19 protein-coding genes are annotated in these 14,458 nt (G+C 40.6%); 13 read left to right on the plus strand and 6 right to left on the minus strand.

The features are described 5' to 3' along the window. Nucleotides 1-242: 242 nt before the first annotated feature. Nucleotides 243-710, plus strand: coding sequence for an FKBP-type peptidyl-prolyl cis-trans isomerase (locus I5907_RS11960; protein ID WP_196990938.1), 468 nt, complete (start codon nt 243-245; stop codon nt 708-710). Nucleotides 711-954: 244 nt separating this feature from the next. On the opposite strand, the gene I5907_RS11965 is transcribed toward I5907_RS11960, so the two are convergent. From I5907_RS11965 to I5907_RS11990, 6 genes are all read right to left on the minus strand, one after another. After that, nucleotides 955-1,467: a hypothetical protein gene (locus I5907_RS11965; protein ID WP_196990939.1), complete on the minus strand. Its 513-nt coding sequence runs from the start codon at nt 1,465-1,467 to the stop codon at nt 955-957. A 154-nt stretch (nt 1,468-1,621) separates the two neighbouring features. After that, nucleotides 1,622-2,989 carry a ribosome biogenesis GTPase Der gene (gene der / locus I5907_RS11970; protein WP_283016271.1) on the minus strand — a complete coding sequence of 456 codons (1,368 nt, stop codon included), beginning with the start codon at nt 2,987-2,989 and terminating at the stop codon, nt 1,622-1,624. A gap of 30 nt (nt 2,990-3,019) precedes the next feature. Further along, entirely contained in the window at nt 3,020-3,889 is an 870-nt protein-coding gene (gene era / locus I5907_RS11975) for a GTPase Era (RefSeq protein ID WP_196990940.1), read from the minus strand. Nucleotides 3,890-4,579: 690 nt separating this feature from the next. Next, nucleotides 4,580-4,900 carry a hypothetical protein gene (locus tag I5907_RS11980; RefSeq protein WP_196990941.1) on the minus strand — a complete coding sequence of 107 codons (321 nt, stop codon included), beginning with the start codon at nt 4,898-4,900 and terminating at the stop codon, nt 4,580-4,582. A gap of 43 nt (nt 4,901-4,943) precedes the next feature. Then, complete coding sequence (locus tag I5907_RS11985; protein WP_196990942.1) at nt 4,944-5,201, minus strand: hypothetical protein; 258 nt, start codon at nt 5,199-5,201, stop codon at nt 4,944-4,946. Nucleotides 5,202-5,450: 249 nt separating this feature from the next. Further along, complete coding sequence (locus tag I5907_RS11990) at nt 5,451-5,810, minus strand: hypothetical protein (protein ID WP_196990943.1); 360 nt, start codon at nt 5,808-5,810, stop codon at nt 5,451-5,453. 922 nt (nt 5,811-6,732) lie between these two features. Here I5907_RS11990 and I5907_RS11995 point away from each other — a divergent pair. The 12 genes from I5907_RS11995 to I5907_RS12050 all read left to right on the plus strand — a co-directional run bounded on the left by I5907_RS11995 (nt 6,733) and on the right by I5907_RS12050 (nt 14,107). After that, nucleotides 6,733-6,900 carry a hypothetical protein gene (locus I5907_RS11995; RefSeq protein WP_196990944.1) on the plus strand — a complete coding sequence of 56 codons (168 nt, stop codon included), beginning with the start codon at nt 6,733-6,735 and terminating at the stop codon, nt 6,898-6,900. Between the two features lie 832 nt (nt 6,901-7,732). Then, nucleotides 7,733-7,882: a hypothetical protein gene (locus I5907_RS12000; RefSeq protein ID WP_196990945.1), complete on the plus strand. Its 150-nt coding sequence runs from the start codon at nt 7,733-7,735 to the stop codon at nt 7,880-7,882. Between the two features lie 29 nt (nt 7,883-7,911). Next, the gene (locus I5907_RS12005; RefSeq protein WP_196990946.1) at nt 7,912-8,265 is read left to right on the plus strand and encodes a hypothetical protein; all 354 of its coding nucleotides are present in this window, start codon (nt 7,912-7,914) and stop codon (nt 8,263-8,265) included. Nucleotides 8,266-8,286: 21 nt separating this feature from the next. Beyond that, nucleotides 8,287-8,487 carry a hypothetical protein gene (locus I5907_RS12010; RefSeq protein WP_196990947.1) on the plus strand — a complete coding sequence of 67 codons (201 nt, stop codon included), beginning with the start codon at nt 8,287-8,289 and terminating at the stop codon, nt 8,485-8,487. Nucleotides 8,488-8,571: 84 nt separating this feature from the next. Further along, complete coding sequence (locus I5907_RS12015) at nt 8,572-9,030, plus strand: hypothetical protein (RefSeq protein WP_196990948.1); 459 nt, start codon at nt 8,572-8,574, stop codon at nt 9,028-9,030. A 145-nt stretch (nt 9,031-9,175) separates the two neighbouring features. After that, nucleotides 9,176-9,688, plus strand: coding sequence for a hypothetical protein (locus I5907_RS12020; protein ID WP_196990949.1), 513 nt, complete (start codon nt 9,176-9,178; stop codon nt 9,686-9,688). A gap of 314 nt (nt 9,689-10,002) precedes the next feature. Next, on the plus strand, nt 10,003-10,287 hold the full coding sequence (locus tag I5907_RS12025) for a hypothetical protein (RefSeq protein ID WP_196990950.1): 285 nt from the start codon (nt 10,003-10,005) through the stop codon (nt 10,285-10,287). A gap of 49 nt (nt 10,288-10,336) precedes the next feature. Then, complete coding sequence (locus tag I5907_RS12030) at nt 10,337-11,167, plus strand: hypothetical protein (RefSeq protein ID WP_196990951.1); 831 nt, start codon at nt 10,337-10,339, stop codon at nt 11,165-11,167. Between the two features lie 286 nt (nt 11,168-11,453). Beyond that, nucleotides 11,454-11,657, plus strand: coding sequence for a hypothetical protein (locus tag I5907_RS12035; RefSeq protein WP_196990952.1), 204 nt, complete (start codon nt 11,454-11,456; stop codon nt 11,655-11,657). Nucleotides 11,658-11,958: 301 nt separating this feature from the next. Next, a complete protein-coding gene (locus I5907_RS12040; protein WP_196990953.1) occupies nt 11,959-12,579 on the plus strand; it encodes a hypothetical protein in 621 nt (206 codons plus the stop codon). Nucleotides 12,580-12,830: 251 nt separating this feature from the next. Beyond that, a complete protein-coding gene (locus I5907_RS12045; RefSeq protein WP_196990954.1) occupies nt 12,831-13,391 on the plus strand; it encodes a hypothetical protein in 561 nt (186 codons plus the stop codon). 260 nt (nt 13,392-13,651) lie between these two features. Beyond that, complete coding sequence (locus I5907_RS12050; protein ID WP_196990955.1) at nt 13,652-14,107, plus strand: nuclear transport factor 2 family protein; 456 nt, start codon at nt 13,652-13,654, stop codon at nt 14,105-14,107. Nucleotides 14,108-14,458: the final 351 nt, after the last annotated feature.

The raw sequence follows: 14,458 nt of genomic DNA on the forward strand, positions 1-14,458 counted from the left end.
CATAAGAAACGACATGCTACTATTTCAGGGGGCTGATTTGCGTAGTTACTTTGCACCTGTAGACTTGATCATGGGCAATGATCCGGTATTTACAAGTTTTCAAGAATTGGTTAAGACCCGTCTATTCCTGGATGGGTCTATTTTTTTGCTAATCTCCCGTGCCTGAACGCCTGCATGGTATGCAATAATTTTTCCTTATTTGTTTTTCATATTCCTATACTTTTGCGCGTTCAATTCAAATTATGAAACAACTATTTCTTGCTTTTCTTGCGTTAGCGATCATCGGTTTGTCCTGTAAAAAAGAAACGCAGGATTGTGGTACCGTAAACACCACAGCACCTGCATCAGAAGTAGAAGCTTTGCGCCAATACCTCGACACGAATAATATTACTGCTACAGAAGACCCAAGGGGTTTTTTCTACGTTATTCAAAATGCCGGCTCGGGTAATAAGCCTACCATCTGCAATGCTGTGCAGGTTGGCTATACAGGTAAGCTTACAAACGGAACGGTGTTCGACAGCAGCACCAGTGCAGGGTTCTACCTTTCCGGTTTAATTCCCGGCTGGCAGGAAGGTATACCGCTGATAGCCGCCGGCGGCTCCATTACGCTTTACATACCACCATCGCTCGGGTATGGCGGCAGCGCTGTAGGAAGTATACCTGCCAACTCCATACTTATCTTCGATATTAACCTGCAGGCTGTGTATTAGCAGTTGCAGTAAATATTATAACAGCGGCTTTTATAAGCCGCTTTTTTGTTTGTATGAGCCGGGCTTTTATACTTCAATGTAGCATGGTTGCGTCGCACTCTTGTACGCCTGTTTATATGGCAACAACGAAACTGCATAACCTCCGCCTGCTAACAGCACAAGGCAAAATGCTTTGTTTAAGGGCGCCAAATAAAAAAGTCGCCACGGGCAAACGTGACGACTTTTCTATCTGCAACAACAGGAATTATTGTCCCCTGCTGTAAGAATTATTTTCCTCATCCTCTTCGCCAATCTCTTCATCTTCATCATCCAGTTCTGCACCGGGCACATCAAGATCGCTGCCTGAAACATCCACTTCTTCATTCAGTTTTTCGCCGTCATCATCAGTATCATCTACCATTGCATTTCTTACTGCCTCATCTTCTTCGCCTGCCATGCTTTCGTTGCTTCTCGTTAACAGATCTTTTTCTTCATCAGTTACATCTGCATCTTCATCAAAATCTTCATCTGTTTCTTCATCAAGGTCTCCATCTTCCAAATCTTCCTCATCATCCAAAATGCCTTCGCCCTCTTCATCTGCTGATGATGCGGTAGTATCCATCATTTCACGCATTTTGGGCACTTTAATATTTTCCTGGCCCGGTATATCTTTTACTTCCGGAAGATCCATGGTTGTTTCTTCAGGTTGAAGTAATTCCTGGTCTCTTTCGCTGTCTTGCAGGTCAGCCGTGTTGTTGCTGTTATTTGTGTTTGCCATAAGTTGTTATTTACATTATGGTTTCCAAAATAGTGCCACACCATGGCTGCACAATTGTTACGGCGTTACACCCGGAACAGTTGCATAATGGTTTGCAGTACAAGAGTGCGACGCAACGATGCTTAATAGCATTACTGACGCCTGGTACCAACAATTATTTCTTCCTGAAAAATATTCTTACAGGCACGCCGCTAAGCTTAAAGTTTTGGCGTAACTGGTTTTCGAGATAATTTTTGTAAGGCATTTTTATATCATCGGGGAAGTTGGCAAAGAATGCGAAAGAGGGAACTACGGTGGGTAGTTGTGTTACAAATTTAATTTTTACGGCATGTCCGCGTACAACAGGCGCGTGGTATGCTTCTATTGCTTTCAGCATAACATCGTTCAGTTTGCTGGTAGGTATTTTGCGGGTTTTGTTTTCAAATACTTCCAGTGCAACCTCTATTACTTTGAAAATGCGGGTCTTTTCTTTTGCAGAAATAAATATTACCGGTACATCAGTAAACGGTGCAATTTTTTCTTTGAGTTGTTTCTCATAATCCCTGGCGGTATTGGTAGATTTTTCCAGGAGGTCCCACTTGTTTACCAGCACAACAAGGCCTTTGCCTTTTCTTGCTGCAAGAGAGAAAATATTAACGTCCTGCGCAGTTATTCCTTTTGCTGCGTCCAGCATCAGCAGGCAAATGTCTGCTTCGTCCATGGCACGTATAGCGCGTATTACAGAATAGAACTCGAGGTCATCTTTCTCTTTGTTTTTTTTGCGTATGCCTGCCGTGTCAATTAAAATAAATTCTTTATTAAAGAGATTGTAGTGGGTGTGAATGGTATCTCTTGTGGTACCTGCAATATCGCTTACAATGGTACGTTCCTGGCCTATCAATGCGTTGAGCAGGGAAGATTTACCAACATTTGGCTGTCCTATGATGGCAATTTTTGGCAGCTCGCCCTGGCGCTCGGTTTCTTCAGATTCATCTGTTGTAATAAGTGCAGTAACAGCATCGAGCAGTTCGCCCGTTCCGCTGCCACTCATACTGCTTACGAAAAATACATGTTCAAACCCAAGGCTGTAAAATTCAGAGCCTGAAAGCAGGCGTTCATTATTATCTACTTTGTTTACGGTAAGGAGTACGGGTTTGGAAGAGCGGCGTAAAACATCTGCCATACTATCGTCAAGGTCTGTAATGCCAATGGCCGCATCTGTCATGAATATAAGGCAATCGGCTTCATCAATAGCTATGCGTACCTGTTTGCGGATTTCTGTTTCAAATATGTCTTCACTCTGTGGTACAAAACCACCGGTATCTATAACATTGAAAGTTTTACCGTTCCACTCGGCAACACCATACTGGCGATCGCGGGTTACGCCACTGATATCATCAACAATGGCCTTGCGTTGTTCCAGTAAACGGTTGAACAATGTGCTCTTGCCAACATTTGGTCTGCCTACTATTGCTACTGTAAAACTCATAATGTAATGCTTTAATGCCACCGCTGTATGATTGATGCGGGATGTGTGCAGCATACCGTCATCTTTCACCAACAGGTGTACATGTTAATAACCATATTCTTTCAAATGCAGCTCATTGTCTCTCCACTTGGGCCTTACTTTAATAAAGAGCTGCAAAAATACTTTCTGTTGCAGGAACTTTTCTATGTCCTGCCGGGCAAGTGTTCCCAGTTGTTTGATCATTTTTCCACCTTCGCCAAGCAGAATGCCCTTTTGGCTTTCCCGTTGTACAATTATATCTGCCTGTATTTTTACCAGTGTATCTTTTTCTTTGAACTCATTTACCATTACCGCCGTATGGTAGGGGATCTCATCACCAAACAATTCAAAAATTTTTTCCCTGACCATTTCACCCACAAAAAATTTAGTGGGCAGGTCTGTCATATCATCTTCCGGGTAAAAAGGTTCCCCTTCCGGCAAATATTCCAGTATGGCATTGATCAGTTCATCGATATGGGCTTTCTGCAGCGCAGATATTTGCACCAGTTTTTTGCAATAAGGCTGGCTTTTGTAAAAGATTGCTGCATCGTTGATGCGCTTATCGCCCAGTTTATCAATTTTATTCAGTACAACAATGCACGGCACTTTGAGGTTTAAGGAGGCAAACAGGTTATTGTTCTCTTCCCTGTTATCGGCCACATCCGCCATAAGCAATGCCACATCAGCATCTTCCAATGCGCTTTTTACAGATTGCATCATTCTTTCCTGCAGCTTATATTTTGGTTGTATGATGCCGGGTGTATCAGAAAATATCAGCTGGTATTTGCCAGGTTCTGTAAGAAAGCCTTTGATACGGTGCCTTGTTGTTTGTACTTTGGGTGAGATGATAGCCAGCTTTTCGCCCAACAGCGCATTGAGCAAGGTGCTCTTGCCTGCGTTTGGTTTGCCGAATATGTTTACAAATCCTGCTTTCAATTTTTTGTGTACTAATGCGGTTGTATAAGATGTGTTTTGCTGCCTTTTCAAAGATTCATTGAGCGCCTGATATTGCCTGCCTGCCGAGCTGAGCCGGTATAACCGGAAGTGCTTCATAATGTGATGCGGTACAAGAGTGCGACGCAACGGAAGCTCAATCTCTGCCATGCAGCCTGGCTCAAAATTATTAAAAAGAAAAAAGCCTCATCAGAGGCTTTTAAGTTGCGAGGGAAGGGAACCCACCCCATGTTATCAATAATTCTAATTGATTGATTTACAACATAATTTTTAAGCCTCTATCTGCAATTTTCGTTCTCGCAACACAGCTTGTTAACCTGTTTTGTTAACCCGAAGTTCCGTTGCGATATCATAAGTTCAAAGACCCTGAGCGGCCGCAAAGGAAACTAAAAAAAAATTAATGGCTCGAAATGTTTTGAATCATTCGGTTGGTACGCCTAGAAATTCACACAATCGTATTCGAAAGTCTTGATCCCTAAAACCAGTTACTCTAATCGTATCATCTGACTTTATGACAACAGCACCATCACGATATCTCAAGATTTCACTCGCCAACGGAGATAATTTTTTTGCCATAGTAGTAATCTTATTCATTGCCACTTCATCACTGAGACTGAAATAAGTCACGCCCTCATATAGTATATAATCGTAGATAGATATCATAAGAAGTTTTTAGCTTTCAATAATTGTCATTACGTCCTGAATCCAAGCGCTTTTTTTTGCACTCATTTCCTTACTTGTTTTTATATCCTGATTGATTTCCACCCACAATTGATAACCATCATCAGAAAGTGCATAGTCGATACGCTCTATCCTCTTTAACAAGCCAATAGTGATTAAGTTTTCTATAAATGACTCCCCTAATCCAGCTTCAGGGTTTTGCAAATTTGCTAATGCTTCCAACATTTCTACCTTTCGAAAAGTAGTCTTCGGACTTAATAGTAAATACGTGAAAAACTTAAAAAGCGTCTCTACGTTTTTAGCTTTTTCCATTATCCTTTCCCAGTTTTTTAAGCAATTAATGTGGCACCAAGTGTTAGACACTTATCTTATCAGTACGGACAATTACACGAACATGTATCTCATTCTCAGGCCACTCGCCATTTCGGTTTGGGAGCAGATAAAATTTTAAATCACTTTCCGGATCATTAAAATCAATTTTTTCACCGTTGATGTGAACGTTGCGAAGTTTGATAGGCAAAATTTTTACCGTCTCCAGAACAGGGTCAGTCCAATTGGGAGGGAAGTCTGAATGCGGAATCACAATTTCAAATTTTGAATGCGCGGACTTCATAGCAGAGTTTAGTTTAGTAAAAAGACAAAGATTTATTAAGGAATTTTTATATAACTCCTTCGATAACAGTTGATAATGGGAGATCAATAGTAGGAAATTTTATAATAAACCGCGCTGTGATTTTTCACGGGGGCGAGTGTGATTTTTCACATTTTTTATATTGAATCAGTCTTTTACATTTCGACCATTCACTAAAACCACAAAACCATACCCGGATGACCAAAAAACGTAGAGCAAAGAAAAAAAAATCTACTGCAGTTCTCTCAATGCTTCCCTCATTTTTACCTCTTCTGCCTCTACCGCCTTTAAAAGCTCCGATTGCGTCGCAGTGACTGAAGCTCCAGTCTTCTCCGCTAATAGTTCCGCTAAAACCGATAAACCTACTTGTTGCAATGCGTAAGTCCTTAAAATGACAGAAGATATTTTATCTAATGTGATTGGAGGGGCCGTTCTATAATTTGTTACGGAAGTATCTACTATTGCTACTTTTTTCAACTCTTCGTCAAACTGTTCATAAAACTTTTGAATAAAATTTGCTCTTGGTTCCTTCTTTCGATTTATGTATTGGATGACAGTTGATTTACCTATACCAAAGTTATGTTTCACCACATTTTTCGAGACCTATACAGGAAGCAATAAGCAAACTGTTTGGCAAAGAATATAATCTTTGATTGCGCAAACACATTTCAATTGGATTTGATCAATAATCTTTTGCTATGTCGCGGCTTGCATCACACAGAGATAAACTTATACGGGGCGAAAGATTTTTTGGACGATCCGAAGGACACTCTAAGATGTACGAGCTGCTGGAAGAAATGCCGGGCTTATTTTTCATGACAGCTGATGGAGTGCGGATACTGCAATGTTACATTCTTCTAACGGTTGAGCATATGCTACGGGTGTATATTGGCAGCGGAATTGCGATCACACAGGAAGTTTCATTCAGGGAAACTCAATTCATTCATTAAATCATTACAGTATGTTAGACGCAGCTGTTAATGCTAAATAAGTATGGCTGCAGCGGCCTTTTCGCCGGAGGAAATTATTTTGAGAATTGAAAAAGGTATCGCCTTGTACAGGTCTTCAAATAACCCTTCCAAACTGCTCGCAGCGTCATTGATATGGCACGTTTAAAATGGGCTCAAGATTGAAACATGAGAAAGATGATTTCGATACCATGTTTGCAGAGTTCGAACGCGTGATCAGGTACATGAATATGTTTGCTCCTAATAACTCATGAGATGAATAGACTTGTTGTATTAAAATATGAGTGGCTTACTTGTTACTGCAGGTATGAGCTATGCAGGCTGTTATAGTCACTTGGTGACTTCAACATCTATCTCAATTAACTAAACTACTTTATATGCTTAGAAGACTTTTTGCGGTTGCACTGATGGTGTTTGCAGCCTCACTCTTTGTCATGACTTTAGTGGCATAGGTACTGATATGGTTCATCACCGGAAGGGATTACATCATCTCATATGTCAGCCATTGCCTGGACATTTTTGAATACATGATTAAATCGTAACGCATGAAGATCCTGAAAGCTTTTCTGCGTACATTCATGGCCCTGCTGATATTCAGTATTGTAATAGCCAACCTGTTTTTTAACAGCTATTATTTTGGCACCGGTGCATACATCGTGGCAATCTGCATCGTCATCCTGATCATGCTTACGGTGGTGTTTAATAAAAAATAAATGGAAGCGCACTGCGCTGTTCTATACAACTAAAAACACATTGTTTGTCCGAAACAAATTTATTAGAAACAGAGAACAGGTAACAGACATATTGAACCAGGGGGCAACTATATCAGATAGTGGCATGTTGGAAATTAAAATGTTCCGACAGCGCTGATCCTTTATGCCGTACAGCTAGAAAGCAAGAGCCTCATTTCGTTTTATATGCGGGTGATAGAAGGAGAGAAGCGGGCATACAAGGATGACAACATCTTTCATACGCGGCGGCTTAAACAGCAAAAACATACCGTCTAGTTTATGTGCGACCGCATCGACATACTGGCCGAAAAATTTTTAAAAACAAAGGCAGCATGAGTTGAAAAAGCCCTCTTTGAAAAAAATGTTATATACTGTAACCGGTTAATCTCTTACCAGAGCTTGTACACCCTGTATAACACTGTACTCCCTGTACAAGCCTGTACAAAGTGTACAAACCTGTACAAGTCCAGGCAGCAAAAAAATCGTTTTTTTCACATGTGCATAAGGCGCATGCAGGAATCAAAATGTGCATAAGATGAAAGAAAGAAACATGCCCGGCCAACAGCGGCTGCATCAAATAAAGCCAGTGGCATAGGCCAGGTATTGAGCGCTATGTATACAACGATGCAAAACACACCGGTGCAGGAAGAGAAGGAGCGATGCCGGTTTGATATTTTCGTCCGGTGGAGTTCAAAGGTCAGGCGGGAGAAACACACGTTTACGTACCGTGGTGATCAGTTGGGATATACCGACGCAGGAAAGATGTTGTGGTCTCTACTGCGGTTCTTTATCAATAAGCACGGGCTTTGGTTCTATGTTGAGTTTGTATGACAATACCAAGCCAAAGAACGATCCTGATCGGTACCTGGTGAAATACAGTGCCGGCGTCATACTGGAGAACCGGTTATCTCAGTTACAGCCTTTGCTCGAAGATTACCCGGTACCTGATTGGTTAAAAGTCTGAGCATGAAACTTCATCAACACCTGTAGCATATGATGAAACTAAAACTATCCAGGGATGAAGCCCGCCTCGCCGATGAAAAGTTTTTCGGGCCCATACTCATGATCTATAAAATGAAGGTGAGGGATGCACCCACATGGTCGGCTGAATGGTGCAATCAAAAAGTGTTGTTGTCACTTATTATCGATGTGAGGGTCGCTTTTAAAAAGAAACTGCTATCTTCTTCCAATACTTTTATTTTTAATTTCAGCGACGGACATGGTATAGCGTTATACCATTTGCTCATGCAGTATCCTGTCGATACATACAGCGTCTATAATGTTTTAACACGGCAAAAAATTTGTAATACATTGCATGCGCAAATAATTTCGCCTTTACTGGAGTAAGAAGATTAATTAAAATTTTATATGTTGAACATAAGTTTTGAAATCCCGGATAATCTTGATCTGGCGAAATTGAATGAACAGGCACAGGAGTTGAATGTTACACTTGAAGAAGTCCCTGGCACCTATCCGCGTTTACTAACGGCTACGGCACTGTATGCCGAGGCATTTTACCGGCTTGGTGGTATTGTTGCACTTGAAATCCTCGTTCAACAGAATATTTAATTGTTTCAGCGGCCAAAAGACATAGGTATGGTTTTTTTGGCTGATATTACGCCCATAAACTATTCATTTACAAACTTATCCAAAATGAAACGACTCGCTATCCTACCGATTTGCATGGCCATGCTCATGCTTGCACCGTCCTGTACCAAATCTGATTCAGTTGCTCCTCCTCAAAGTGTTAGTGCATCATCTGATGACGATGCCGCTTTAGCATTGACGCAGCCGGCTCCTGGTAATTATTCTGTGACAAAATTCGTTGACGACGGCGTCAGGAAAACAAACACACTTTCAGCATATGTTTTCATCTTCGAAAGCAATGGGACATTAACAGCCAGGCAGGGAACACAAAATTATGTTGGTACCTGGGAAATTGAAAGTGACGGAGAAATGGAAATAGATTTTGATTCCAGTGCTCCGAATGCTGTAAGAGAAATCAGGGGCGGCTGGGACGTAGACCGCATCACGCAAAGGAAAATTGTGCTGACTGACATCGAAAATGATGGGACAGGAAGTGATTTTCTTACATTCACAAGGATTCAGTAAAACTCTGCAAAAAAGATTTAGCCCCGCAATAGCGGGGCTTTTTTATTTATTCCTTTTTAAGGTGTAAAATGAAAATCGCTTTAAAGATTTAAGACATGTTATTTTAAATAAGCCCTGCCTCTATATTTGTTCAAATCTCCATCCTTTGAAAAGTCACTTCGGCATTACTATCCCGACCAAACCCTATTTGTCAAAATATTTGCAATCCCTGTATGGAAGTCCCATTGTCTTTTCTACAAAAAATTACTTTGGTACTTCCCTGCTCGGTTATTCCACCACCCGCATGTACTTCCAGGCAGAGACCATGACCCATCAGAAGTTTGACAGCTTCAACACTTTCATGTCCGTTCAATTGCCACGGCACTGGCTGTATCAATACAAGTTTAAAACGCAGATTCCCAAATGCAATATCATTTACCTGAATAAACATTTTGAAGAAAGGTTTGAAGAAGACCTAACGCGTTTTTGTATGCTACATATGCAGCAGGGTGGGCAGATTAAAGATGCGCTTGAAATATTTTGCAACATGCATTCGATAGAGATAGAGGAGGACATTACTTATGATGCCCTTAAGCAGAAGGAATATCGAAAAAGAAAAGAGATCATACAAAAGTTACAACCCAAATGTTCCATAAACAAAGTAGTCTGCAAAGCGTAATAACAAAAGAATGCCTGCTATTGCAAGTGCAACCACAATACACAATTTAATGGCCAGTAGCGACCATTCTTTTTTAAAACAAACTTTCATGGCTGATTGTTTCGGGGGTTAAATAATCGGCGATCTGGTTATGTATCAATATAATAAAAATTCAGATATTTTAAAAACGCTGGTTAATATTTTAAGTCGTTTTTTCAGAAACCGATATAATCTTTACCATAAACTGTACAAACCTGTCCTTTACATTTAATTAGACTTTTTCAACGAACTCAACTGTCCTTTCTCCCCTTGTTTGTGTCACTCACTTTTGCATCATGCAGCAAACAGGTTACCGGGGCATTTTCAATCTCAGCGCATCCAAACATTTCTATCCAGGCTTTTGCAGGCTGTGGTTTACCGCAATAGAAAATGTGGATGTGTGGCCGGAGGTGGATCCGCAATCGCAGTTCCTGTTTACCGAGCCAACGCTGAAGCCAAACACCAGCTGGTACGGGCCGGTCAATCTCCCGGATAAACAACTCGGGTTAGGAGAGAAGCTGCAGCAGACAGCAGCAGGGCCAACAGCGCGTCTGGACTGTCTTTGCAGACGACATCTATGATGAAAGCCCCGATGATGCAAACAATGTCTTTGAAACAAAGGTCACGACATTGCCTTATTACCGCACACAATACAGCACTGCATCCGGTACAGATTACTTTGGTTTCTTTCCTTACTGTGAGCAAAGTAAGTATGAGAAGTTCGGCATCCGCACACTGCTGTACCATGGACTTGTTGATGAGATCAAAGCAGACTATACCGCAGGCCCTAAGCAATATCCGCTGGCCAGCTCGTCAGCCATACCACCGGCCACCGGCGCTGCAGCACTTGCCTGGAGCAATGTCCTGCACCATGAATACAATGGAACCGACAAGGGTATCATACCTTACTGGTGGCAGAGATGGTGCGACCTCATCAGCGGGAATGAGAATGCAGTGGAGCAGATCTTTTACCTGCCGCTAAAAGAATACCTCGAATACAAATGGGATGATATCATCACAGTAAACAGTGTGCCGTACATCTTCGTGAGCATCATTGAAAAGCCCGTGCAAGATGATGTCGTCATGATCCAAGCGGTCATGCAGCGGTTAAACTTTACCTCACTGCAGCGGCCATCAATCAGCGTATATTTAAAGCTGGGAATGGTAACAATTGCTGTCGATCAGGAGCTAACCTACGAGTGGGAGGAAAACACCAACACCTACAGCAATGCCACCACCGCTTACGCTTATGTGCAGGCCTTTGCGGATCCTGCAGGAGTGATTCCGGTAACACTTAAGAATTTCGCTTTCCGCTGCAAACAGACCGTTAACAAAGATGGCTCACTGTACTCGGAGCATGTCTTCGAAACATTTAAACTAACCGGCCAGCAGATGAATATTAACCTCTTTATTTATCACCTGGTGGAGTATGATTTTACAAGCACCGGTGGATATGCATAACCGGCAGGGCATTATGTAAGTGCATTTGAATTACTGTCTGGTGAAGGGCATGGAGTAATATAATTTTGGTAGCAGGCTTTTGTATTTCAATGAAGCTGCTGTTGCGTCGCACTCTTGTACTTTCTGATTGCGTGGCATCTGCTATATTTGCAGTGCCTACTTATCATTAGAGTTCTACAATGCTTAACCTTGTCTGGTCATGACCGGATGGGGTTGAGGTAATTCCGGCTCTTTGGGGTTCGGGGTTCAACGCAAAAAACGTTGTAGGCGCCTCAACCTCTTTTTTATGTGGCAGCCTGCACTTGGAAATTTCCTTTCTAAATACACTCCCGTTAAGACAATCGCTGAGAGCGACGATCAGTTTACTACCCGCGAAATCAAACGTTTACTGGAAGTTCACACTGGCGCTGACGTTGACCTGAATGAATTATATATGGCATTGCTGAATGCGGGGTTTGAGTATGTTTCGCAGGGGCATGAAATGCTGTGATTATTCAGGAAGCTTTAGTTTGTTTTGAATAAGCATTAATCGAATCTCGCAGTTGGTTGTAGCTTACCCATTTTCTGTTTACATACCAACCAAACGTCGAACCCTTCACTTTCTTGGGTATGGGAAGTAAATGTTTTTCAGAAAATAATTCCATTGGTATAAATTCACAGCAAATTCCGTAAATTTCGATGCAGAATATAGGTTTCTTATAATCAATTACTTTTATCATCTAATTTCATAAATATACGAGTTGGCCGCCATTTTAATAGACACCCTACACCATTCAAACAACAAGAATAGTATGAATGATTTTGTAACTAAGTTCAAAGTACAAATAGACAGCTTTTGGGATGTTGACGAAGACGAAAAAAAGAAAGTCTTAATTGATATATTAAAATACGCAAATTCAAATCAACAGAAATTTAAAAGCGAAATCAATCAAGTCAAATTTGACAACCAGTTAACTCCGTTGCCTATTGTTTCAGAAGCTCTTTCTATGGATACAGAAAATTGGGGGCAGTTTTACGTTGAATTATTAGACGACATATTGGAAACAGCAAAACAATCATATAAGCCCAATGACATTCTAAATTATTTACAAGAATTTGCTTACATAGAAAATGACTGTAGACCATTTGTACAAAAAATTGTTGACAGGCTTTACAAAGAACTTGACTCCGAAAATTTAGATGTTAAACTTGCTTCAATTTGGACACTTCCTAATTATTTAGACAATAATTCAATAAGAAATAAAAGTTCAATAATTGACAAATTGCGACAACAACTTTATGACAAAAATTGGAAAGTTAGAGTTGTAACATTTAAGTCATTAGGCTTTGAAAACTTATTGCCAGATGGATACAAACTTTCATTAAAAGACAAGTTGACAAAATTAATTTTTGGTGAACCAACAATAATTTGACGAAAAAACGGCAGCCAACATTGGCATTACCAAAAGTTTGGCGGACGGAATAGCAATGAGCAGTTGTGCGCTATTCATCTTCAGTTCGGGCAGACACAGCAACAATCGGCAGCAGTTGTTATCTTCAACAAAATATTTTCAATCGGCTTTTGTTCCGGGGCTGACGGAATCCTAATTCCAAACCTTCGGTAATGCCTGGCCGTTGTATGCCATACGGGTGGACACAAAATTCATTCTCAAAAACTAACAAGTTGCGGCAAGACAAAAATTATTATTTAAAGACTTTTATTGCTGTTGGACTTTGTTTAGTATCAGGTTTTGCTTCGACATATTTACTTTACCTTTTCCAAAACAAAGGAGGCTTCTTTTTCCCTGGCTTATTATTTACCAGTTCAACTGTCTTTATGTTTGTGTTAGCCAGTAAAACTTTTAGGTTTGACAGATTAATAAGTTATTACCTACTAATGAACTTGACCTGTTTGACATTATGGTTTCTGACTTTGATATGTTCTTATTTAGGATTATTAGTAGGTATTATATCTGGTGGTGCTGGTGCTATAATAACCTTCTACTTGACAAACAAATTTGTTACCCCAATAGACTACAAAAAATCAACACTTTTTATTCTTGGAGGACTTTCATTTTTCGTAGCTGAAATTTTGCAAATCTTCTTCGCATCCACAGTCGAAAAGCCGCCATTTGAATATTTTTTTAAAATTGAAAGTTCTGTTATAACAATGTTTGGAGAAGTATTTATCTTTTGGCAAACAATAATTGGAACCAAATTATTTCTGGCATTACAAAAGAGGTAGACGAAAGTACGGCATACAACATCAGGTTTTGTGCAATTGGGGCTTGACGTTGCAGCAATCATCGGCAGTGCATATCCCAGCTTTATATTCGGCGGACGGAATTCTGTTGGGCAGTAGTTCTAAACTTCGGCTTTTAGTTATAAATTTAGCTTCAGTTCCGGGCCGACAGTTGGTTAATTCCCCAACTGCACAAAGCCTCGAACGTTGGCTGCTATACATTTGGACACTTCAAGATTTCGGCACAATCAAGAAATAAATCAATGACATTAAAAAAAATAACTCTTCTAATTTTTGCAATTTCTGTTTCATTTTTCTTGCAGGCACAACAACTATTGGGAAAAGACCAGCGGCAAGTGCAAGAAGCAGTTGTAAAAATGTTTGAAGCTTTATCAAATCGAGATTCGGTAATCTTAAAAGCTCATTGCACTGCCGACATTACTTTATACGAATATGGTCAGGTTTGGAATATAGACACATTGATAAATAAAGCAATTACCATGAATACGGCAACTGATTTTAAACGCAGTAATACTTTCGATTTCATCAGTACCGAAACAAATAAAAATACCGCATGGGTAACATACAGACTAAATTCATCGATTACCAAAGACGGCAAACAAACAACGGTATTATGGCTGGAAACAGTAGTTTTAGCGAAACAAAATAAACATTGGAAGGTAAAACACCTTCATTCAACACTAATCAAAAGAAGTTAGACATTGGGAATTTAATCAAGGAGGAATTTGTTTGTACAGCAGCCAACATGGGGTTTGCCGCAAGTGTGGCTGGACGCAAGTTCAATCGGCAGTTTTGCAAAGCCCAACTTCAGTCCGGGCAGGACAAGCTACTTTGAACTTCAATTCTTAACTTCAACAAAACAACTTAATCAGCAGCGGTTGTCGGCGGACGGAATACTAATCCCACACCTGACGGCAAGCCCTGATCGTTGGCGGTAATTTTATGAAGACCCTACTAACCATCATAATTCATTTTTTATCTGTAGCTGTATTTGGACAGACTAAGACGCTTTACAATGTGATAAACCCAAACGGGGACACTTCGTTTTG

This window comes from Panacibacter microcysteis (assembly GCF_015831355.1).
In the GTDB taxonomy this organism is placed as follows: domain Bacteria; phylum Bacteroidota; class Bacteroidia; order Chitinophagales; family Chitinophagaceae; genus Panacibacter; species Panacibacter microcysteis.

Coding starts and splice junctions, on each gene's coding strand:
- I5907_RS11960 (WP_196990938.1), top strand. CDS start 243: ATGAAACAACTATTTCTTGCTTTTCTTGCGTTAGCGATCATCGGTTTG.
- I5907_RS11965 (WP_196990939.1), bottom strand. CDS start 1,467: ATGGCAAACACAAATAACAGCAACAACACGGCTGACCTGCAAGACAGC.
- der (WP_283016271.1), bottom strand. CDS start 2,989: ATGCTGCACACATCCCGCATCAATCATACAGCGGTGGCATTAAAGCAT.
- I5907_RS11980 (WP_196990941.1), bottom strand. CDS start 4,900: ATGGAAAAAGCTAAAAACGTAGAGACGCTTTTTAAGTTTTTCACGTAT.
- I5907_RS11985 (WP_196990942.1), bottom strand. CDS start 5,201: ATGAAGTCCGCGCATTCAAAATTTGAAATTGTGATTCCGCATTCAGAC.
- I5907_RS11995 (WP_196990944.1), top strand. CDS start 6,733: ATGAAGATCCTGAAAGCTTTTCTGCGTACATTCATGGCCCTGCTGATA.
- I5907_RS12000 (WP_196990945.1), top strand. CDS start 7,733: ATGTTGAGTTTGTATGACAATACCAAGCCAAAGAACGATCCTGATCGG.
- I5907_RS12005 (WP_196990946.1), top strand. CDS start 7,912: ATGATGAAACTAAAACTATCCAGGGATGAAGCCCGCCTCGCCGATGAA.
- I5907_RS12010 (WP_196990947.1), top strand. CDS start 8,287: ATGTTGAACATAAGTTTTGAAATCCCGGATAATCTTGATCTGGCGAAA.
- I5907_RS12015 (WP_196990948.1), top strand. CDS start 8,572: ATGAAACGACTCGCTATCCTACCGATTTGCATGGCCATGCTCATGCTT.
- I5907_RS12025 (WP_196990950.1), top strand. CDS start 10,003: ATGCAGCAAACAGGTTACCGGGGCATTTTCAATCTCAGCGCATCCAAA.
- I5907_RS12035 (WP_196990952.1), top strand. CDS start 11,454: ATGTGGCAGCCTGCACTTGGAAATTTCCTTTCTAAATACACTCCCGTT.
- I5907_RS12040 (WP_196990953.1), top strand. CDS start 11,959: ATGAATGATTTTGTAACTAAGTTCAAAGTACAAATAGACAGCTTTTGG.
- I5907_RS12050 (WP_196990955.1), top strand. CDS start 13,652: ATGACATTAAAAAAAATAACTCTTCTAATTTTTGCAATTTCTGTTTCA.